General features: G+C 42.7%; 19 protein-coding genes. 12 read left to right on the plus strand and 7 right to left on the minus strand.

The window, feature by feature from the left end:
- Positions 1–201: 201 nt before the first annotated feature.
- A complete protein-coding gene (locus tag DW103_RS12450) occupies positions 202–984 on the plus strand; it encodes a mechanosensitive ion channel family protein (RefSeq protein ID WP_233545683.1) in 783 nt (260 codons plus the stop codon).
- A 381-nt stretch (positions 985–1,365) separates the two neighbouring features.
- On the plus strand, positions 1,366–3,876 hold the full coding sequence (locus DW103_RS12455; RefSeq protein ID WP_122276599.1) for a DUF6383 domain-containing protein: 2,511 nt from the start codon (positions 1,366–1,368) through the stop codon (positions 3,874–3,876).
- Positions 3,877–3,993: 117 nt separating this feature from the next.
- On the opposite strand, the gene DW103_RS12460 is transcribed toward DW103_RS12455, so the two are convergent.
- Together DW103_RS12460 and DW103_RS12465 are read right to left on the minus strand one after the other, a co-directional pair.
- Positions 3,994–4,824: a hypothetical protein gene (locus DW103_RS12460; protein WP_122276601.1), complete on the minus strand. Its 831-nt coding sequence runs from the start codon at positions 4,822–4,824 to the stop codon at positions 3,994–3,996.
- Positions 4,825–4,985: 161 nt separating this feature from the next.
- A complete protein-coding gene (locus DW103_RS12465) occupies positions 4,986–5,999 on the minus strand; it encodes a virulence RhuM family protein (RefSeq protein ID WP_122276603.1) in 1,014 nt (337 codons plus the stop codon).
- Between the two features lie 298 nt (positions 6,000–6,297).
- On the opposite strand from DW103_RS12465, the gene DW103_RS12470 reads away from it, so the two are divergent.
- Complete coding sequence (locus DW103_RS12470; protein WP_122276605.1) at positions 6,298–7,728, plus strand: CCA tRNA nucleotidyltransferase; 1,431 nt, start codon at positions 6,298–6,300, stop codon at positions 7,726–7,728.
- A 23-nt stretch (positions 7,729–7,751) separates the two neighbouring features.
- On the opposite strand, the gene DW103_RS12475 is transcribed toward DW103_RS12470, so the two are convergent.
- On the minus strand, positions 7,752–8,540 hold the full coding sequence (locus tag DW103_RS12475) for a dienelactone hydrolase family protein (RefSeq protein WP_122276607.1): 789 nt from the start codon (positions 8,538–8,540) through the stop codon (positions 7,752–7,754).
- A gap of 362 nt (positions 8,541–8,902) precedes the next feature.
- Between DW103_RS12475 and DW103_RS12480 the strand changes: the two genes are divergently transcribed.
- A complete protein-coding gene (locus DW103_RS12480) occupies positions 8,903–9,511 on the plus strand; it encodes an HU family DNA-binding protein (protein ID WP_122276609.1) in 609 nt (202 codons plus the stop codon).
- Positions 9,512–9,515: 4 nt separating this feature from the next.
- On the opposite strand, the gene DW103_RS12485 is transcribed toward DW103_RS12480, so the two are convergent.
- Positions 9,516–11,735, minus strand: coding sequence for a bifunctional (p)ppGpp synthetase/guanosine-3',5'-bis(diphosphate) 3'-pyrophosphohydrolase (locus DW103_RS12485; RefSeq protein ID WP_122276647.1), 2,220 nt, complete (start codon positions 11,733–11,735; stop codon positions 9,516–9,518).
- Between the two features lie 216 nt (positions 11,736–11,951).
- Here DW103_RS12485 and DW103_RS12490 point away from each other — a divergent pair, with 216 nt between their 5' ends.
- Positions 11,952–13,472, plus strand: coding sequence for a DUF4301 family protein (locus DW103_RS12490; RefSeq protein ID WP_122276611.1), 1,521 nt, complete (start codon positions 11,952–11,954; stop codon positions 13,470–13,472).
- Positions 13,473–13,598: 126 nt separating this feature from the next.
- On the opposite strand, the gene DW103_RS12495 is transcribed toward DW103_RS12490, so the two are convergent.
- A complete protein-coding gene (locus tag DW103_RS12495; RefSeq protein WP_122276621.1) occupies positions 13,599–14,912 on the minus strand; it encodes a Gfo/Idh/MocA family protein in 1,314 nt (437 codons plus the stop codon).
- A 184-nt stretch (positions 14,913–15,096) separates the two neighbouring features.
- On the opposite strand from DW103_RS12495, the gene DW103_RS12500 reads away from it, so the two are divergent.
- The 4 genes from DW103_RS12500 to DW103_RS12515 all read left to right on the plus strand — a co-directional run bounded on the left by DW103_RS12500 (position 15,097) and on the right by DW103_RS12515 (position 20,277).
- Entirely contained in the window at positions 15,097–16,215 is a 1,119-nt protein-coding gene (locus DW103_RS12500) for a PCMD domain-containing protein (RefSeq protein ID WP_122276623.1), read from the plus strand.
- A gap of 14 nt (positions 16,216–16,229) precedes the next feature.
- Positions 16,230–17,021 (plus strand): porin family protein, encoded by a 792-nt coding sequence (locus DW103_RS12505; protein WP_122276649.1) that lies wholly within the window; start codon positions 16,230–16,232, stop codon positions 17,019–17,021.
- A gap of 175 nt (positions 17,022–17,196) precedes the next feature.
- The gene (locus tag DW103_RS12510) at positions 17,197–18,555 is read left to right on the plus strand and encodes a Gfo/Idh/MocA family protein (protein ID WP_122276625.1); all 1,359 of its coding nucleotides are present in this window, start codon (positions 17,197–17,199) and stop codon (positions 18,553–18,555) included.
- Positions 18,556–18,708: 153 nt separating this feature from the next.
- A complete protein-coding gene (locus DW103_RS12515; protein ID WP_122276627.1) occupies positions 18,709–20,277 on the plus strand; it encodes a sulfatase in 1,569 nt (522 codons plus the stop codon).
- A gap of 163 nt (positions 20,278–20,440) precedes the next feature.
- On the opposite strand, the gene DW103_RS12520 is transcribed toward DW103_RS12515, so the two are convergent.
- Together DW103_RS12520 and DW103_RS12525 are read right to left on the minus strand one after the other, a co-directional pair.
- Complete coding sequence (locus DW103_RS12520) at positions 20,441–20,644, minus strand: hypothetical protein (RefSeq protein ID WP_122276629.1); 204 nt, start codon at positions 20,642–20,644, stop codon at positions 20,441–20,443.
- Positions 20,645–20,648: 4 nt separating this feature from the next.
- On the minus strand, positions 20,649–21,035 hold the full coding sequence (locus tag DW103_RS12525; RefSeq protein WP_122276631.1) for a helix-turn-helix domain-containing protein: 387 nt from the start codon (positions 21,033–21,035) through the stop codon (positions 20,649–20,651).
- A gap of 126 nt (positions 21,036–21,161) precedes the next feature.
- On the opposite strand from DW103_RS12525, the gene DW103_RS12530 reads away from it, so the two are divergent.
- The 3 genes from DW103_RS12530 (at position 21,162) to thyX (ending at position 22,322) form a co-directional block, all read left to right on the plus strand.
- Entirely contained in the window at positions 21,162–21,371 is a 210-nt protein-coding gene (locus DW103_RS12530; protein ID WP_122276633.1) for a hypothetical protein, read from the plus strand.
- 101 nt (positions 21,372–21,472) lie between these two features.
- Complete coding sequence (locus DW103_RS12535) at positions 21,473–21,682, plus strand: hypothetical protein (RefSeq protein ID WP_122276635.1); 210 nt, start codon at positions 21,473–21,475, stop codon at positions 21,680–21,682.
- A 34-nt stretch (positions 21,683–21,716) separates the two neighbouring features.
- Positions 21,717–22,322 carry an FAD-dependent thymidylate synthase gene (gene thyX / locus DW103_RS12540; RefSeq protein WP_199653019.1) on the plus strand — a complete coding sequence of 202 codons (606 nt, stop codon included), beginning with the start codon at positions 21,717–21,719 and terminating at the stop codon, positions 22,320–22,322.
- Positions 22,323–22,361: the final 39 nt, after the last annotated feature.

Consider the following 22,361-nt stretch of genomic DNA (forward strand, 5'->3'; position numbering starts at 1 on the left):
TTATTTGATGACGTGCAAAACTACATAATAAATTTAGTTCTTTATCCGAATAAAAAAACTTTATACCTTTGCTACAATTTCTAATACTTTTTGGACTTAGGATTGTTATTTAAACAGTACGAATTTTATTAAATGTAAACAATTATGATATTAGCAGCAATTGATTTTTCTCATGGGACGGAAGGTCTTTTGAGTTCCCTGATGTCGCAAGGAGCAACTCTAGGGTGGACATTGATTAAGGCATTTTTGGTTTTCATAGTCGGACGACTACTGATAAACTTGGTGAATAAACTAATTAAGAGAGTTCTGCTGAAACGAGATATAGAACCATCGGTGAAAACCTTTGTAGGAAGTCTTGTTAATGTAGTATTAACAATCTTATTGATTATTTCCGTTGTGGGAGCATTAGGTGTTCAAACAACTTCCTTTGCAGCCTTGCTTGCCTCTGCCGGTGTGGCTGTCGGTATGGCCTTGAGTGGCAATCTGGCAAACTTTGCAGGAGGATTAATTATTTTGTTATTCAAACCTTATAAAGTTGGCGATTATATCGAAGCGCAGGGTATGGGAGGGACGATAAAAGAAATTCAAATATTTCATACTATCCTGACCACTCCGGATAATAAGGTGGTTTATATCCCGAACGGCTCGTTAAGTAGTGGAGCTGTCACTAACTTCAGCCGTCAGTCTACTCGGCGTGTAGACTGGACGTTTGGTGTAGATTACGGGGAAGATTATGATAAGGTAAGGCAGGTAATCGAAACAATATTGTCACGTGATTCCCGTATTTTAACAGAGCCGGCCCCATTTATCGCTTTGCATGCTTTGGCCGCTAGCAGCGTAAATGTGGTAGTACGTGTCTGGGTGGAGAACGCGAATTACTGGGATGTTTATTTCGGCATTAATCAAGCAGTTTATGAAACATTCAATGCGGAAGGTATCAACTTCCCGTTCCCGCAACTTACTGTACACCGGGCAAATAACTAATTTGTCCTAGAACTGAACGTTTTTGTTCAATAATCATAAGGTTTGGTTAGGAGTCTGTTTCTGACGAGCGATTTTGAACAAAAAGATTTATCTTTGTCGTACTAATATGAACTTATTAGAACAATACCTCAGATAATATTAAGACAAGATATTTTGAGCTTTATTTCATTACTTTGGTATTATTATTTGATTATAAAAGAGAAGTAATTTGAAGCCCGCTGTAAAAGGCGGGCTTTTTTTTATGGAGTTGGTATGGATATCCGCCCCTTTTGTACAGTATGTTCTATGCTAAGTATCTTTAACCCTTGGAAGAGCAAGAATAATCCCAAACTTTTTTATCTTTGTCCTTGTTAAACAAATGATAATGATAAACAATCGCATATGAATAAAAAATGTACTTTTTTGGCTACGGCCTTTTTGACAGTAGGGACATTTATGGCGCATGCAACGGATGTTGCACCGGAACAATGGACTGCTGGAAATTACTATTATCTGCAAGCAGAAGGCGACAAATGCTTGTCTTTAGCTGGAAATAAGGCAGACTCCGTTATCGTAAAAGAAATTACCCCCGAATCAAATAAAGCTTCCCGCGACTCCGCTTTGTGGGAAATAACAGAGGTTGGAACAGAAACTGCCACTGTTGTTTATCAGATTAAGAACAAGAAAACAAAGCAAGTTTTATCTTTCCCCGCTTCTGCTACCACTCCGGTATTGGGAGACGGCATAAATAAATGGGCTATTAGTGGTGGTAAGATTAGTGCAAATGGTGGCAAGATGGTTATTGGTATTGGCGCTAATGGTGCCGTAACCTTCAATACTGAAGGTACCTCTTTCTCGGTTGAAAAGCCGAATACAATGATTATGTCTCCGCAAGATTTAGGTGGAGGCTTTAGTGTTTTTCAATTGAAGTTTGGAGGAGATTACCAAGGAGCAGACTTGTTTGCAGATAAAGATTTGATTGCGACATCTGTAAGCGGTGATAAAAACTTTATGACTCTGCAAGTAAAAGACGATGAGTCTTTTCCGAACGGAGTAAAGAAGTATTTGGGCGTTGATACTTTAAAGACAGAAATAAATGATGCCTTAGATGTTTTTGGCGCTAAATTCGCATTAGACTCCACGCGGACTGTTGTCCGTCCGAATGGACGTTGCCAGCATTTTAAGTTTGTGATTGATTTGCAGAATGATTCCTTATCGATGTTTGTGGCAGGAGCTCCTGATGTAAATGGCGATTTAAGTGTCGATGCTGAAGGTGATACCGTTTGTATTGTTTACGCACAAGTTGCGGATACAAAGGTCTTGACTGTATCTAAATTTGACGGAGAGAAAGGACAAGTAAAGCAAGGCTTTGTTCCTCTAATTACAGTATCGAGAGGTACGCCTGCCACTATTTCAAGCGGAACAGGAGTTTACTTCTTAAAAAATGCCGGAACTGGTGCAAATGCTGGTAAATACTATATAGCACAAAGTGAATTTATGGGAGGCGACAGTGTTCCTTCTGTGAATAAGTCAAGAGGTCAATGGTATATCAAAGAAGATAATGGTAAATATTCAATAGTCGACCGTCAATCCGGTTCTTATTTCACAGATACTAAGGATGCTATCGAAATATTTGCTGTTCAGGGCATGGAGAATACTTATCTTTTCGGTAACGACTCGGTAACGATTTTGAAGCAAGTAGTTAATCTGGACGACAAGTATTTAGGTTCCATGTATTTTACGGCTCAGGAATTGAATGATAAGGCCTTTGTGTTGAATATCATTCCGGGAGCTTCCGGTGTGAGTCTGCAATATGCATCGATAGCGGATTCTATATTGAGAGGAAGTGACGATAAGGATATAGCGGCCATCTTCAAGCTTATACCAAGTGATACTCTACTTGTGGGCGGTGCTACTGCATTAGACGACTATTTGTATGTTATTTCTTATAAGTTGAGAGGTGCATTCAATCTTGATACAGTTTCATATGTAGCAGATAAAAATATATTGAAATTGTCGGACTACCTACCTGCCACGTCGTTTGCATTCATCTCTGACGCATCCGGCGAAAAGTATTCGATGGTTATAGCCGATAATAAAGACTTGGGCAGCGGAAATGTATCTATGAACTTCAATACCGCAAACCTTGAAATGACAGATAAAGAAGCATACGTAGCCCTTGAAGCGGTTGAAGCTCCGGAATACGCATCCTTTGCTGATGCTCACAAACGTCTGGTATTGAATAATAATTCATTGGTAATGAATCCTTATACCTTCTTCGCCGAGTTCAAGAAAGAAGGAAATGAGATTACGAAAGCCGGATATGAAGAAGAGAACTTCAGTCTTTGGGTTGAACAGGATAAGAATGTAGATGGAAAGCAACTGTACTTTATATCTTCCGGAATGAAGAATGGAACGAATGCTGATAAGGCCCGTTATTATTTGTCTGCAAAAGATACATTGGGCGGCCGTGCCATGTTCCTTGACGAAACGGTAAAGACAATGAAAGACAGTCCTGCCTTATTTGCATTTAAGACTGCCGAGCAGGGCGGTTATTATTTGGAAAACCAAAGTGAGTTGGCTAAAACGACCGGAGGCAAGCCTTATCTTGGTGTGGTTAACGGTTTTGCTACTATGCAGTCTAAGTTGGACGATGCCGTATTTACGGTCGAAAACGCTCCGGCTCCTACCGCAAACGAAGAAGTCAGCGTCTCTGAAGTTCAGGTTTTGAGTAAGGACGGTGAAGTGATTGTCGCAAATGCCGCCGGCAAAAAGATAACATTGTCCAGTATTCTGGGACAGACAATCGATACCCGCAGAGCAAGCTCGGACTACTTCTCTATTCCGGTTTCTACTGGTATCGTCCTTGTTACGGTTGAAGGCAATAAAACCTATAAGGTCGTTGTTAAATAAGATTGTTTCAAAGCAGTAAAAGCGGAACCTCGTTTTCCGCTTTTATTCCCAAATAGAAGGGCGGCTTCATCACATGAGGCCGCCCTTCCTATTTATACTATACTCCGGAATTATTCTTTATTCCTCTTTCTCCAATTTACTTTTCAGGTAAGCAATCTTTTTGATAGACTTATCTTTCTCCTTTGTCATCTTGTTGATGTCATTCAGCACGATAGCCAGATTGTAAGTAGCAGCGATAGCTTTCTTTTCGGAATCTGCCAAATAGAGGATATAAGGTTTACCCCCCGTGTACTCTACTTTGATGCGTTCATTCTGATTGTTGTAAATAAAATCGGCAGCATCTTTACAATTCTCACCTTTGTAGGTAACAACTTCCGTTATGTTTCCCATGTCTTTAAAACGGTAATTCAGACCACCGTCATAAGGGATGGAAGGGGTTTCTACAAAAAGGTCGTTGGGGGTGCTGAGTTTGATACCGGTATGGTTGATAGGCTTACCGCCGAAGTAAACACTTGCCAGATACATTTCGCCCGTTTCGTCCACGCCCGAGCGGACGTAGCAACGTTGGATGTTACGCTCGATAGTCTGGAGTTTGGAAACATACCGGCCTATTTCGTCGTAAACCGAATCTTTTTCGAAGACGAAACCTTTTTGCAGTTCCTTCATCTCTTCCTGTTTGATAGGGAGAAGACTATCGCAGAAGGCAATATTGCGTTCCGCTTCTTTCATCTCGATTTGCCGCATCAAGGTTAGCCCCGCTTTCAGGACTTTTATTTCTTTCGGATACAAAGCGCGAATACTGTCTAATTGACTTTTTGCGGCAGAATATTCCTTTTGTTCGAACAAGGTCTTTGCCTGGTCGAAACGAGCTTGCGCTTTCTTTCCGCTACTGTTGCAACCTGTCAGTGTGACGGCAACAAGAGCTATGCAGATAGCAGACTTTTTCATTCCGGTAATTCTTTGTTTTACTTTTTTCCGATACAAAGATATTGGAAAAAGACCGAATTAGCATCACAGGAAGAATTTAATTCGTTTTACCGGTAAATAAGAACCTCTTTTATATCTGTCTGATTGATAGAATTGAATGAGTAAATGACTGTAGATAATGATTATTCCTTTTTCTTGCCCAACTTTTTAATGTCCTGTTCCAATTCTTTTATGCTCTCCAAATGTTCCAGCTGCCTTTGGATTTCTTTATATTTATCATACTCATTAGTCGCTTTTTGTAAAGCAAGTTTATGGGAGATAGAGCCGGCATGTTCCAATATGTTTTTATCATTCATAGTTAGCACCTGCTTTAGTTTCTCAATCCAATCTCTCATATACATTGGTTTATGTTGTACTGCCTGAGTTTCAGCATAAGCCAAGAATTGCTCCACTATTAGTTTTAAAAGTCCTATTTCCTCTTCGTTCAAATAATTCTTCCCGATTTCAATATCCGTTTTACGAACCTTGTTAGGCAAAGATGTGGATGTCAAGCCCATTTGGGGCAGTGCGGCATTTGCCCGGTAGTAAATCAATTCAGCGGCAGTTTTTCCACTTACTGCCCAAAGAAGTTTGTTTTGTACCTCTTTGTAGAAAGCAAGCGTCATCTCATCGGAGGGGTCATAGTCTATACTAGTAGCGTAGATATCTTTGATTTGCTGGTAGAATACTCTTTCCGATAAACGAATCTCCCGAATTCTGTCTAATAGTTCCCTGAAGTAGTTCATGGAAGAACCGGTCTTGAATCGTTCTTCGTTCAAAGTAAAGCCTTTAACGATATATTCCCGTAAACGTTGAGTTGCCCAAATACGGAATTGCGTACCCTGCAAAGATTTTACCCGGTAACCGACTGAGATAATGACATCAAGGTTATAGAAATTCACTTCATGGCTTTGTGTCTTATCCTCTATTGCTCCATGCTGAGTGGTTGTTCGGAATTTCCGGACAACCATATCTTCATTTAACTCTCCTTCTTCGAATATGTTTTTAATATGCTCACTAATAGTTGATTTGGCTTTCCCGAATAATGAACTAATTTGAGCCTGCGTCAGCCAAACAGTTTCTTCCGTGAACAGCACATCTACTTTGATTGTGCCGTCTTGAGATTGATATATAATGATTTCATCTTTTTGTTCCATAATCGATATTGTTCCTGCATTTGCTTCTTAGCTATAAGCCTCAGATTTCTTCACTGCCTGTTACTTACAAGATACATACAAATATATAGTTTCTATTTTGATAAAATAAATGATTTCTTTTATTTCTTTTTCACGAAGAGATACCAAGCACCCCTTTTCATGTGCAGATGCTATTTTGTATGGGTTGGTAAGTTTCATCATTCTGCTCTGTCTTTCGGTTTTATTCCTTATCTTTGCTCTCCGATTTACCGGGAAGTAAGATAGGGGAAGTTTCCCCGTGTTCCCCAATGATAATTATATGTATATAGAGGAAGAAGATATATTGAAACATATTTCGGCAAAACCTTTTCGGTTGGTATCCGAGGCGGCGGACGAATTGAATGTGGAGGCTTATGTGATAGGAGGATATGTGCGGGATATATTTCTGCGACGTCCTTCGAAAGATATAGATGTTGTTGCGGTAGGAAGTGGCATCGAACTGGCTAAAGCTGTTGCGAAAAAGCTGGGACGCGGTACACACCTTTCTGTTTTTAAGAATTTCGGAACGGCACAAGTGAAGGCCGGAGATGTGGAGCTTGAGTTTGTTGGCGCCCGCAAGGAATCATATACGCACGACAGCCGCAAGCCTGTTGTGGAAGACGGGACTCTCGAGGATGACCAGAACCGTCGCGACTTCACTATCAATGCCTTGGCACTTTGCCTGAACAAAGACCGTTACGGCGAACTGGTCGACCCTTTCGGCGGATTGGACGACATGGATAACCTCCTGATACGTACCCCGCTCGACCCCGATATCACCTTTAGCGACGACCCGCTCCGCATGATGCGTGCCGTCCGTTTTGCTTCCCAGCTGGGTTTCTATATCGACCCCGACACTTTTGAGGCCATCGAGCGAAATAAAGAGCGCATCTCTATCATTTCGAAAGAACGTATAGTGGACGAATTGAATAAGATTGTCATGTCTCCCAAACCTTCTGTCGGTTTCGACCTGCTGGACCGTTGCGGCTTGTTGCCTCTAATCTTCCCGGAACTTTGCGCCCTGAAAGGGGTGGAGACGAAGGAGGGCATTGGCCATAAGGACAACTTCGCACATACCTTGATGGTACTCGACCGACTGAGTAAGACAACCGACAACCTATGGCTGCGCTGGAGTGCCGTTTTCCACGATATTGCCAAGCCTGCGACCAAACGTTTCGACACGCGTCTGGGCTGGACTTTCCATAATCATAATTTCATCGGCGAGAAGATGATACCCGGTATTTTCAGGAAGATGAAACTGCCGATGAACGAAAAGATGAAATATGTCCAGAAGATGGTCAGCCTTCACATGCGCCCGATTGTGCTGGCAGATGAGGATGTCACCGACTCTGCCATCCGCCGTCTCCTGTTTGATGCCGGCGACGATATAGACGACTTGATGAAACTTTGCGAAGCCGACATCACCAGCAAGAACCCTGATAAGGTGCGTCGTTTCCTGAATAATTTCCGTCTGGTACGGGAAAAACTGGCCGAGATAGAAGAAAAAGACCGGGTCCGGAATTTCCAACCGCCTGTCAGTGGAGAAGAAATCATGGAGACATTCGGCTTGTCCCCATCCCGTCCTGTCGGTGTTTTGAAGGATGCCATCAAGAACGCCATTCTGGACGGCGTTATCCCGAATGAGTATGAAGCTGCCCATCGGTTCATGCTTCAGCGGGCGGAAAAGATGGGCTTAAAACCGAAAGCCTGATTGCAACAGCCTGTGCCGCTGTGTTACAGGCTGTGTTGAAACATCCAGGAAAGGTAGTCCGGTTCGGCGAAAGCCTTGTCCCAACTGTTATGGTCGACACCGGGATATTCTTTATAACGCACATCGGCCCCTGCCTTTTTCAATGTCTCATACGCATCGCGGGAGAATTGTACATCCACAACGCTATCCGAACCGCCGTGATAGATGCTGAACGCAGTCTTGCCCTTGTATTTCGCCAAACGTTCCAAGTTGGCGCCCCCGCAAATCGGTGTGGCGGCTGCGAACGTGTTCGGGTAGCGGCAAACCAAATCGAATGTCCCGATGCCTCCCATCGAAAGCCCCGTCACATAAATGCGTCTCGTATCCACAATTCCTTTGTCTATATAGCTGTCCAGCAACTCTATTACCGCATTCAACGAGGCGGTTATCGGTGCGGAAGGCGGGAAATAACGCTTCTCTCCATCCTTGGAAGGCCGTGTGTAATTCACCCACCAAGTGTCGGAAGGACATTGGGGAGCAATGATGATGGCAGGATACTGTGTCTGATTTTCGAAAGAGGCAAGCATGTCGCCGCCATGTATTAATTGCGCTTTATTGTCGGAACCCCGTTCTCCGGCGCCGTGCAGGAAGAGGATAACCGGATATTGCCGGTCCGGACTATAATTTTCCGGATATAAAATCCGGTAGTTCAATGCGTACCCGTTCCGGCTAGTGAACTGCTTCTTCAGGAAGCTATCTTTGTCGCCGGCGTATCCGGTAGCGGATAGGAACAGGCTCAGGAACAGGAAAAAAATGCCTTTGCGTAGTTTCATAAGTTTTATCGATTAAAAAGTTTCTATACAGACTTCTCCCGGCACAACGTGCGAGGCTATTTCACAAATTTAGCAAAGATTTATGACGAACAAGTGCATTTGAAAATATTTCTTATTATCTGTTCTTTTTTTTCTCCTTATTCTTTACCTCTTTCCTCCCTATATTTTGTATCTTTGGACGGTATCTATTAATCGTTCGCCAATTGGCGAACGATTGTCCGTCAAGCAGCGAACGAACGTCCGTCAATTGGCGAACGGTCGTTCGCCAGCAAGCGAACAACTAATAGATAGTGACGAACAGGCTAAAGCATAAGCATGAAAGTGCTAAAAGATAACGAACAAATTATTAAAAGGTAAAGAATATGGCAGCAGAATATAAATTAGTACGTCGTCCGCCTCTTGGTAAGACGGATGGGAAACAACAGCTTTATCCCCGCTTTGTGCCTACGGATACGGTACGCTTGGACGATTTGGTGCAGAAGGCGCAGGGACGTTCCTCTTTTTCGTCGGCGGATATCAAGGGTGTGTTGCAACTGCTCCAGGACATGATGGTAGACGAATTGATGTTCGGACACAACGTCGAGCTGGAAGGCATCGGTACTTTCAGTATTTCGTTGAAGTCTCGTCCGGTAGAGGATAAGAAGGAAATCAGGGCCGAATCCATCCATTTTCAGGATGTGACGTTTCGTTCGTCGAGACAATTGCGCGACCGCTTGCAGGAAATGCCGCTGATGCGTTCGTCCGAAGAGGAACGTGCCGTACTTTCTTTCGAAGAGTGTGAGGAGCGGACCATGAAGTATCTGGAAACGCATCAGTACATTTCCGGGAAAATCTACCGTAGCCTTTGTCGGTGCGGGAAGACAAAGGCTGCGGGCGACTTGAAGCGAATGGCGAATGCCGGAAAGCTGGTACGCAAATATATCGGGAACGCGTATCTCTTCCAGCCGGTAAAGCCGGAGGAGGAGGCATAAACAGTTATGAGTTTAACCGGCTTACCGTTTTTACACCTTTCACGGCATTCATCTTTTTAATTAGCATGTTCAGGGCGGTTGTGTCGCGTACGATGACGGTGAAGTTGCCTTGGAAGATGCCGTCGGCTGCTGAGTCGATGTTGAGCGACCGCAGTGTAACCCCGCTTTCTTTGCTGATGACGGAGGTGATATTGGTTACGATGGCAATGTCGTCCCGGCCGATGACGCGCAAAGTGACGATATAACCGTTGTCGCCTTTCCCGCTCCATTTGGCTTGGATGATACGATAACCGAAACGACTGAACATCTCTTGGGCGTTCGGACAGTCCATGCGGTGTATTTTGATGCCTTGCGTGGAGACGAAGCCGAACACTTCGTCGCCGTAAATCGGGTTACAGCATTTTGCCAGTTTGTATTCGATGCCGGTCAGGTTCTTGTCGATGACCAGAATATCCTGGTGGGTCGAAATTTCTTCCACTTCGGTGGTGGTGATAAACTCTCCGGCACTGCGCACTTCAGTGTGGTCGTTCGTTTCCGTCTCCTTGCGCAACTGTTCGAGATATTCATCGATTACCTGGTTCGGGTCGAGCCGCTCTTCGGCAATCTCGATGTAGAAGTCGGTGACGGTCTTGAAGCCTTTCTTCTTGATATAGCGCATCAGGACAGGTTCGTCCATTTCTATCTTCCTGTTCTTGAAACGGCGTTGCAGCATTTCTTTGGCAAAGTCGACAGCTTTGGCCATTTCTTCCCGAAGTGCTTGCTTAATCTTGACACGCGCCTTGGAGGTGACAACAATGTTCAGCCAATCACGCTTAGGCGTTTGGGTGGGCGAAGTAACGACGGACACTGTATCTCCGTTGTTCAATACATATTTGATAGGTACGTTTTTCTCGTTTACTTTGGCGGAGACGCATTTGCTTCCCAGCTTGGAATGGATGGCGAAGGCAAAATCCAGAACGGTAGCTCCTTTGGCGAGCTTGATAAGTTCGCCGGTCGGGGTGAAGACATATATCTCGTCTTTGTACAAATCCATCTTGAAATCCTGCATCAGGTCGAGCGGATTTGTCCCTTTTGTTTCAAGGGCGGTACGTACGGTAGTCAGAAACTCGTCCAAGCCGTTCTCCTCTTTAACTCCTTTGTATTTCCAGTGGGCGGCCAGACCGCGCTCGGCTATTTCGTCCATCCGGCGGGTTCTGATTTGTACCTCCACCCATTTGTTTTGAGGTCCCATGACGGTGATATGCAGGCTTTCGTATCCGTTTGTCTTCGGAATGGATATCCAGTCTTTCATCCGTTTCGGGTTCGGTTGGTACATGTCGGTGATGATGGAGTAGACTTGCCAGCATTCCGAACGTTCCTTCTCCAGCGGCGTATCCAGAATGATACGGATGGCGAAAAGGTCGTAAATGCCTTCGAAGGGCACGTTTTGCTTCTTCAGTTTATTGTTGATGGAGTGGATGGACTTGGTACGACCTTTGATGTCGAAACAGAAACCGGCCTCTTGCAGCTTCTTCTTTATCGGGGCGATGAACTCTGCGATATAGGCTTCGCGCGAGCGTTTTGTCTCGTTCAGTTTCTGTTTGATAAAGTCGTACTGCTTCCGGTCGGTATATTTGAGCGAAAGGTCTTCGAGCTCGCTTTTGATGGTGTACAGACCCAAGCGGTGGGCGAGGGGGGCATAGAGATAGGACACCTCGGTGGCCAGCCTTTTCCGGTCGGCTTCGTCTTTCAGTTGTTTGCCGAGGCGCATCAGGCAGAGACGGTCGGCAATCATAATCAGGATGACGCGTACATCTTCGGCAAACGAGAACAGGAGACGATGGAAATTCTCCGAGTCGACGGCCGTATTCCGGGCGTATAAGTCGGATGTTTTCAGTAGCCGGCTTATAATCAGGGTGACGTCGGCGTCGAATGTCTCTTCCACTTCTTCCAGGGTGATTATCCTTTTCATGACCGGACGGTACAGCAAGAGGGCAATCACCGAGGTACGTTTCAATCCGATTTCGACGGTGGCAATCAGAGCCGTGTTGATGTTTCGCAGCATTCCGTTGATGCCGTTTTTGTCGCGTCCGTAGCAATCCATTGCCACGACCCGCTTCATTAACGCCTTCATCTTACTTAGGTCCTCTTTTTTCAGGAAGGAGTAAAGACTGCGTAACAGTTGTTTATATTTACAGAAAAACTGCTTTTTTTCTTCTTCGGTAAAGAACGGTTGTATATCCATAGTACTCTGTCTTTTTAAGAATGTGCCGGTATAACCTCCATGTTTGTATTCAAGGCGAATAGGGCTTGCGGGCACTTCTTCTTGTAAAACATACTGTAAAAGTAACTTTTTCTTGGAATATGACTGCTATTCTAAAGGTAATTTTATACATTTGCGATATAGATAGAGCAGAAAGTCCCTGCTTGCGTAACGAATTATTAATTAAAAGAAGATATTATGCTAAACGCAAAAGACTTGGAACTGCTAACTAAGAAAGGTATCAGCGAAGAGCAGATAAATGAACAGTTGGCATGCTTTGTAAAAGGATTTCCCTTCCTTGAAATAGCCGCTTCGGCATCGGTAGAGAGAGGCATAATGGTTATTCCGCAGGAAAGACAGGCTTATTATATGGAAGCCTGGGATGCTTATCTGGCTAAGAACAAGAAAATAGTGAAGTTTGTGCCGGCTTCGGGAGCGGCAAGCCGTATGTTTAAGAACTTGTATGAGTTCTTATCTGCCGATTACGACCAACCGTCGAATGCGTTTGAAAAGAAGTTTTTTGACGAGATTGAACATTTTGCTTTCTATGGCGCCCTGAATGCGGCTTGCATAGCAAATGAGGAAAAGAATATTTCGACTTTGGTTGCAGACGGCAATTACAAAGCTGTGGTTGCCAATTTGCTGGAGGCGAAAGGGCTTAATTACGGGATGTTGCCGAAAGGCTTGTTGCTGTTTCATTCGTATCCGCAGAAAGTGCGTACTGCAATGGAAGAGCATTTGGCGGAAGGGGCGATGTATGCCAAGAATCATGCCGGCGAAGTGAATATCCATTTCACCGTATCTCCCGAACATAAGGCTTTGTTTGAACAGTTGGTTGCTGCAAAGTCGGATGAATATGAAGAGAAGTTCTCTGTCAGATATGATATATCCTTCAGCGTGCAGAAGTCGAGCACGGATACGGTTGCCGCCGGTATGGACAATCAGCCGTTCCGGGATAAGAACGGTAATTTGCTTTTCCGTCCGGGGGGACACGGTGCTTTGATTGAGAACCTGAATGATGTGGATGCCGATGTGGTATTTGTAAAGAATATCGATAATGTCGTGCCGGACAGTTTCAAATGCGCAACGGTAATCTATAAGAAAGTGATTGCCGGCGTATTGGTTTCTTTGCAGGAACGTATATTCAACTATATGGCATTGATTGATAGTGGTAAATATACGCACGACCAAGTGGAGGAGATGATTCATTTTCTTCAGGATGAATTGTGTGTTAAGAACCCGGACACCAAGCTTTTGGAAGATGCCGAGCTGATACTTTACCTCAAGAGCAAACTGAACCGTCCGTTGCGTGTGTGCGGTATGGTGAAGAATGTCGGTGAACCGGGCGGTGGCCCGTTCCTGACAGTCAATCCGGATGGAACGGTTTCCTTGCAAATACTCGAAAGTTCACAAGTAGACTTGAGTGACCCGGCTAAGAAGGAGATGTTCGAGCAAGGTACGCATTTCAATCCGGTCGATTTGGTTTGTGCATTAAAGAATTACAAGGGAGAGAAATTTAATTTGCCGGATTATGTCGATAAGAATACCGGTTTTATCTCCTATAAGAGTAAAGATGGTCGTGAATTGAAAGCACTTGAACTTCCGGGTTTATGGAATGGTGCGATGAGCGACTGGAGTACGGTCTTTGTGGAAGTCCCCATCGAAACATTCAATCCGGTGAAGACCGTGAATGACTTGTTGCGGAGGGAGCATCAATGAAATAAGGATTTCATCCGTTTTTTTTAATTAATAATTTGGGCCGGTGGTAATTATTTCCTTTGTAAATAAGGAATGATTATCCACCGGCTGTTTTTGTATAACGACCAAATTAAAGGATTAACCCTTTTATATTTTCGGTAATTCCCAAGGAGCGCGGTATTCCTTGCATAGATATTTGTCGGCTTCAGCATCGTGGAAGCTGCTTCCGTCCCAGGTTAATTTCTTTCCGGTCCGGTAAGCAATGTTCCCTAATTGGGAGAACTTTGCGATGTGAGCACCGATTTCAATGCTAGCATTGCAGTTGCGATTGCGAGATTTAATACATTCCAAATGGTTTTTGACGTGCAGGTTCAAGCCTCCTTCTCCATATGAACGTTTGAGAGGTACGGCTTCCATGCGGGCTTTTCCGTTCACTTTTTCCGGTATCACTTCCCAGCCGCCCCGGTCGACAACCAATGTTCCGTTTTCGCCTACGAAGCCTAAACCGTGATTGCGCCCGTAAGCACCGTCATCGATACCAATCGCATGGTCCCACATGACTGTGAAATCGTTGAATGTATAGATGGTTTGCAATAAGTCGGGTGTTTCGCAGGCATCGTCCGGATAACCGAATTTGCCCCCTGAAGCCATAATGGAGTTGGGAGCTGTAACATTCATTCCATAAAGGGCATAGTCCAGCAAATGGACTCCCCAGTCTGTCATCAGTCCGCCCGCGTAGTCCCAAAACCAGCGGAAGGTGAAGTGGAAACGGTTCCGGTTGAACGGACGCTTGGGAGCCGGTCCCAGCCACATGTCATAATCTACGCCTGCCGGGACTGCTTCATCCGGCTTAACGGGAATGGAAGGACACCAGCCCTGATAAGAGAATACGCGCACAGTGCGGATTTTACCTAACTGGCCGCTATGCACGAATGCCATGGCGTCTTGCCAGTGAGGATCGCTTCGCTGCCATTGGCCTACTTGTACGACTTTGTTGTATTTTTCGGCGGCACGAATCATGATGTTACATTCTTCGATGCTGTTGCCCAACGGTTTCTCGCAGTAAACGTCTTTGCCAGCCTGGCAAGCTGAAACCATTTGCAGGCAATGCCAATGGTCCGGAGTTCCGACAATAACAATGTCTATATCCTTGTTGTCAATCAGTTTACGCCAGTCCTTGTACAGGTTCTTTACTTTTTTACCGGTTATTTTTGCTGTTTCGGCGGCCCGGTTGTTCAGAACACCTTCGTCAATATCGGCAAGTGCGATACATTCGACTTCCGGGTTACGTAGGAAAGCTTTCAGGTCTTCGAACCCCATTCCATTGCAACCGATAAGGCCGACACGTATTTTGTCGTTGGCACTGATACTTCCCGTACCGGCTTGAATAAAGAAAGGGCTTACTGTAAGTCCGGCTCCTAATAAGGTCGCTTGCCGGAGAAAATCTCTTCGTGTTGTCATGGTCTTAATAATTAGATAATATAAGTGTTAATGCCAAAAGTAGGAATAAATGGTGAGATGTACAATAAAAACTATAATAAAAGTATAAATCTACTGGCTTTTTGGAAAAAGGACTGTATTTTTGCACCTTGATTGTCTGGAACAGACAATCAAGGAACAAGTTATTCATTAAAAACGAAAAAACATGAAGTTTGTATATCTGGTAGCTGTCTTTTGGCTAAGTATAACTTTGGTGTCGTGCATCCAAGATGAGGCTCCGAATGCGGAAGCAGATATTATTGCTTGTACGGTTCCGGGGGATATTCTGAAAAGGGATCCGATTATCGAAAATAATAAAGTTACCTTGATGGTGAAAGCGGATGCCGATTTGTTGCACCAGTCTCCGGCATTTGAGCTGACTCCGGGGGCAACAATTTCTCCGGTTAGTGGAACAGAACGTGATTTCACCAAACCACAGTATTATACGGTAACATCAGAAGATGGAAATTGGAAGAAAGAATATCAGGTGTCTTATATAATAGCGGGTGTCAGTACGGAGTATCATTTTGAGAATGTAGATTCGCTAGTCAGTGCTATATATACTTATGATATTTTCTTTGATATAGACTCTACATCCGGTAATCGTCTCGATTGGGCAAGTGGAAATGCCGGCTTTGCTATGACAGGGAAAGGTGGTAAAGACCGGTCTAGTTTCCCAACCAGTTCGATAATCGATGGTTATGAAGGCAAAGGCGTTAAGTTGGAAACGATGGAGACGGGAACTTTTGGCAGTAACTTTGGTATGCCTATTGCGGCCGGAAACCTTTTTATGGGAACCTTTGATGTCGGAGCAGCTTTGTTAAATGCGCTGAAAGCGACTAAATTGGGTATGCCGTTTGAACATGTTCCGACTTATTTAAAAGGGTACTTTAAGTATAAAGCAGGAAAAGTGTTTCAAGCAGGTGGAAAACCTGTAGATGGTAAAAAAGATACTTGGGATGTTTATGCTGTCTTTTATGAAGTGACGGATGATGTAAAAGTTCTGGACGGAACGATTGTGGAAGATAACTATACGCATCCGAATATTATTTCGGTAGCTCTTCTGAATGATAAAGACCGGATTGAAACGGATGAATGGACGGAATTTTATATTCCTTTTATCATGAAGCCCGGTAAGACAATAGATAAAAATAAATTGAAAGCCGGAGGTTATAATGTCTCGATTGTGTTTTCTTCCAGTAAGGAAGGTAACTATTTCCGCGGAGCACCCGGAAGTACTTTATATGTAGATGAGGTGGAATTGATTTATTCGGCTGATAATTAAAAAGGGCTATGACGATGAAAAAGAACATTATAGTAATTTGTGTTTGCGGGCTGGCTTTATTGCTGGCTGCACTCCCGGCTTTCGGGCAAATGGATAGAAATCAAGGTATCATCAAATCTGCCCTTATCGGATTGGAATATGAAGTGAAAGCCGGTATCTTAATCGGAGGAACCTCTCCGCTTCCTTTGCCGGCCGAGATACGTGAAATATCCAGTTATAATCCGACATTGGTAGTCGCTGTCGAAGGTAATGTGACCAAGTGGCTGGATAAAGAAGAAAAATGGGGAATGATGGTGGGCTTGCGTCTGGAAAATAAAGGAATGAAAACGGATGCCCGAGTGAAGAATTATGGCATGGAAATAATTGGCGACGGAGGAGAAATTGTGAAAGGGAACTGGACCGGTAATGTCAAAACGAAGGTGAAAAACTCATATCTGACTGTTCCTGTATTGGGTACTTATAAGTTCAGTCCTCGTTTCAGGATGAATTTGGGCCCTTATTTCTCATATATGATGGAAGGCGATTTTTCCGGTGATGTGTATGACGGTTATTTGCGTGAAGGAAATCCGACGGGGAATAAGTGGATTTTTGAGGACGGCAAAAGTGCTTCTTATGATTTCTCCAAGAACCTCCGGAAATTTCAGTGGGGTGCTCAGCTTGGTGCCGAATGGCGTGCCTTTAAACATTTGAATGTATGTGCGGACCTGACTTGGGGATTAAATGATATTTTTAAAAAAGACTTTGAAACGATTACTTTTGCTATGTATCCGATTTATTTGAATGTCGGCTTCGGCTATGCGTTCTAACAGATACGGTTTAAAATAATGAATCCGGGATAGTTGTCTGATTGACAAGTATTCCGGGTTTATTATTACTGGAAAATTCTTTTTAGTGTTTTTCTTAAAATGAAGATATTTATTCCGATTAAATCGATATATTTGTCCAGATTAATTTTTTAGTCCGATATATTTGAAATTTACCATGAAGGAAAACACAAAAAAAGGAGTAACTCGCCGAGAGTTCTTAGGTCTTTCCGCATTAGGATTGGCTAGTTTTACTATCCTGCCCAGTTGGGCAATTAATGGTGTGCGTATCGCACCGAGTGATCGTGTCGTTTTGGGCTTTGTGGGGTTAGGACAGCAAGGTTGTTCCGATTTCCAGAGTTTCTCAACTTGTCCGGGCGTACAAGTTGTAGCGTGTTGCGATGTGGATTCTATGAAGCGTGAACGTTTTAAAAGACGTGTTGAAGCTTGGCAAAAATCACAGAATGTAGCATCTCGCTGCGATATGTACGAGTTTTACGAAGATTTGCTGGAACGCAAGGATATCGATGTAATTGAAGTTGCAACACCTGACCATTGGCACGCATTGGTTGCTATTAATGCTTGCCAGTCGGGGAAAGATGTTTATTGCCAGAAGCCGTTGGCTTATACCATAACGGAAGGTTTGGCAGTTCAAAGTGCCGTTCGCGACAATAATCGTGTGTTCCAGATAGGAAGCCAGCAACGTTCGAGCTCGGAATTTCAGAAAGCTATAGATTTGGTACGTAAGGGTGCTATCGGCCATATCGAAAAAATATATGCCCGTGTAGGCGAACCGCCTAAACCTCTGGATTTACCGGAAATGCCGATACCTGGAAATTTGAATTTCAATCAGTGGATGGGGCCGTTGAATGATCCGAAGATTCATTATCATCCCGATTTATGTCCTCCTATCTCTCTTGACCCTGAAAAGAATGAACAGTTATGGGGGGCATGGCGTTGGTATCAGGAAACCGGTAATGGTTATACTGCCGACTGGGGTGCTCATATGTTTGATATTGCTCAGGCAGCTATCGGTATGGACGGTTCTGGACCGGTAGAGTTTATTCCTAAAGGCTATAAAGGAACTAAGTATGCCACTATGATATATGCAAATGGTATCGTGATGACTGAACAGCCTTACCGTGAGGATGATGCGAATGCCCAAGGTATTCAGTTTATCGGTGATAAAGGATGGCTGAAAGTTGCCCGTGGATATATTGAATGTTCTGATCCGTCTTTGTTACAGAAGAAAGAAGAAAAAGTAGAGAAAGGACAATATGAGGTAAGTTCTCCGCATATGCAGAACTTTATCGATTGTGTTCGTTCCCGCGAAAATCCGATAGCTCCGGTAGAGGTTGGTTGCAGTACCAATACACTGTGCTGTTTACAGAATATAGCCCGTGAATTAGGCCGTCCGGTAAGATGGAATCCGGCAACTTTGAGTTTTGAAGGAGACAAAGAAGCCGCTGCTCATCGCTTGTATTGGTATGAATATCGCAATCCTTATAAATTGCCTTATTGCCAGAAACGTAATTAATGTATTGATACAGATAGAAGAAGTTGGCCATTCCGGTCAACTTCTTTTTTTATGTTGATAGTTGATTTGTTTTGATTATCTTTTTCATATATTTGCCAGGGCAAAGGTTTGGCTAGGAGGCCATTGACATAAACGTTTTAATCTAATTTAAACATGAAAAGAAATCAATTATTTCTCTTGACTGGAGTAGCAGCTACTATATTCCCGTCGTGTATCCAGAAGAACAAACAGGAAATTCCGGAAAAAAAGATGAATATTCTGTACATTATGTGCGATGACCATTCCTACCAGACAATCAGTGCTTATGACCATCGTTTTATTGAAACACCTAACATTGACCGGATTGCAAATGAAGGAGTACGCTTTACGAACAGCTTTGTTGCCAATTCCTTAAGTGGCCCCAGCCGGGCATGCTTGCTCACTGGAAAACACAGCCATAAGAATGGCTTTACCGATAACACAAAAAGTTTTGACGGTAATCAGCAGACGTTTCCTAAATTGCTGCAAAAAGCAGGTTATCAGACAGCTATTGTCGGTAAATGGCATCTAACATCTGACCCGACCGGTTTCGATTACTGGAATATCCTGACCGGACAAGGAGATTATTATAATCCTTATTTTATTGATAACGGTGTTAAAAAGCAAATAGAAGGATACGCGACAAATATTACGACAGATTTGGCTTTGGACTGGTTGGAGAATAAGCGGGATAAGAATAAGCCTTTCTGCCTGTTGCTTCATCATAAGGCTCCTCATCGTACTTGGATGCCGGATACTTGCGACTTGGATTTGTATAATGATGTCGAATATCCTATTCCTGAAACGTTCTATGACAAGTATGAAGGTCGCGTGGCGGCATCCGAACAGGAAATGAGCATTATCAAGGATATGGATTTGGTGTATGACCTGAAAATGGCTGATAAGGAAAATGAAATTCATACGACTACTGGTTTGGAAAAATGGGGGCGCGACTTGTATAATCGTATGACTTCGGCTCAGAAAGCAGCTTGGGATAGGCATTATGATCCGATTATCAAGAAATTTAAGGAGCAGAAGTTGTCGGGCAAAGCATTAGCTGAATGGAAATATCAGCAGTATATGCACGATTATTTGCGTGTTATTCATGCTGTAGACCGAAATGTAGGACGTGTATTGGATTATATGCAAAAGAATGGCTTACTGGAGAACACGATTATTGTCTATACATCCGACCAGGGATTTTATATGGGCGAACATGGTTGGTTCGACAAACGTTTCATGTATGAAGAATCGTTCCGTACTCCTATGTTGGTTCGTTTTCCGGGAGGAGTAAAAGGTGATATTCCCGAAATGGTCCAAAATATAGACCATGCAGCTACTTTCCTGCAATTGGCCGGTGCTCCCGTTCCGGAGGACATCCAAGGAGATTCTTATCTGCCGCTATTGAAAGGGGAGAAACCGAAGGCTTGGCGTTCCTCTTTGTATTACCATTATTATGAGTATCCGGCGGAACATGCTGTAAAGCGTCATTATGGGGTACGTACCGAACGCTATAAATTAATGCATTTTTATCATGATATCGATGTTTGGGAATTATATGATTTACAAAACGATCCGAATGAAATGCACAATATTTATAACGAGCCGGGTAACGACGCTCTAATTGACAGTTTAAAGAACGAGTTGCATAGACTTCAGAAGCAGTATGACGACCCGATAGAAACCGAACTTGCATCCAAATAGTTGAAATAATACAAACAAAGAGGTGACATTTCTTTCGGAATGTCACCTCTTTGTTTGTAGCTATTAAATCGTGGAGCATATCGGAGTGTGAATCATCTTTGTTTATCAGTTGTTTATATATTTCGTTCCCTACATTTTCCCTACATGTAGGGAAGGGATGCAATTATCCTACATGAATAATTTTATTAATTTCGTTTCTCTTTTCTAAATCTGTAAAATAAGATTTTAGTAAAGTGTAAATGTCAAATCCTGTCGTAGAGCCAGCTGCCATATGTAAATTGTTAACAATGTTCTCAGCTTGCTTAAGGATGTCATTGGTGTTAATTAGATGATATTCATTACTATGAATAAGTTTTTTGTATTCCATAATATTATTTATTTAGTTGTTGTTTTAAAAGGGTTATCATTTCATCTTTCTCTTTAATTCGTTCATCTTTCTCTTTAAGTAGTTTTTGTGTCAGTTCAAGTTCTTTTTTACACTCGCTAAGTGATATATCGCCAGAGACATTATTATCATGTCCATTGACTTGATGACCAATATGGATATTATCTTTCAAATCAATTTCTCTATTGAAGAAGATTTCAATAGAGCACCCAAAAAAATCTGCTAAGGACTCTAATTTCTCGGAACCTGGGATATTTTTGCCTTTGATATAATTATCAAGTTGTGATTTAGTTACACCTATATGATCATATACATCTTTTTTGGCAATCTTCCTCTCTTCTATTAATTCGCTTATTTTCTGACCATTAAACATATCTTATTATTTAGACTGTGTATAAATAACTATCCATAAAAATTAAAAAGGTATAATATACTTTCCATTGTGGATAATATTATAGACCTTTGCATTATAAATATAACACTAAAATATATACTGCGCATGGTAAAAGATGAAATTGTTGAAAAAAAGACATTTAAAGACTATTATCAATCTTTGGATGAAGAGAGAAAAAAAGAAATCAGAAACAAATTTTTAGAAGAAAGTGGTATTTCGTATCCTACTTTTTATTCCAAACTAAACAGAGAAAATTATTCTCTCTTAGAAAGGAAAGTTTTAGAAACAATATGCCAAATGACTTTTTTTTGGTAAGACTAACAACAGAGAAGATATGAAGAATTTGCTCCCGACATTTATGTCGATAGCAAAACGTAATAATATGAAAATCAAGTATAACACCCAACTAAAAAATTATGAAGGAAATAGATTACGGACAAACTTTCCTCCACAATGGTAAAACCTATGTCGTAGTAAATACATTGGGAAAAGGTCCCCATTGTAGCTTTTGTGATTTTTGGAAAGACGGAGAGTGTAAAGCAGATGAAGATGTTCCAGCTTGCAAGAGAGAGCCTAAGGCGTTTGTGTGTATTGATAAAAAAAACAAGAAACAATTTAAAAGCTAAATAAATGAAACTAATTAAAGCATCCTATCAAGTCATGTCAGACATTGCACCTGATACCATTATGAGAAATATAGAATTAGCAGGAAGAACTTGCTATAAGTCGGAAGATAAAATAACAACTGACAGCTCGTCTAAGTTTGTTCGTATGATTATCGGTAGAGGTCATGAGTCTGTTTTAGAGCATGAGAAGATTACTGTTCGGTTTATTTGTGACCGCGGAGTATCACATGAACTTGTACGGCATCGCATCGCGTCTTTTTCTCAAGAAAGTACCCGGTATTGCAATTATTCTAAAGATGGTTTCGGCAACGAACTAACCTTTATAATGCCACTCTTTGAAGATGATGGTACCGAAGTAGCTTCCGATGAAGAAATAGAATGGAGAAATGCAATGCGAGACGCTGAACGGCATTATATGAATCTCATAAAATTGGGATGGCAACCGCAGTACGCTCGGTCTGTTTTACCTAATTCTTTAAAGACTGAAATAGTAGTAACAGCTAATATCCGGGAATGGCGCACGATATTTAAACAACGTACATCGAAAGCTGCACATCCGCAGATGCGAGAACTCATGTGTCCGCTCCTTAATGAGCTAAAAAAGATACTACCTGATTTGTTTTTCGATATTGATGCATAACTAAATAATAACGAGCCTTGAGCGGCTTTATAAAACTCG

The sequence above is a fragment of the Parabacteroides sp. AM08-6 genome (assembly GCF_003473295.1).
Classification (GTDB): Bacteria; Bacteroidota; Bacteroidia; order Bacteroidales; family Tannerellaceae; genus Parabacteroides.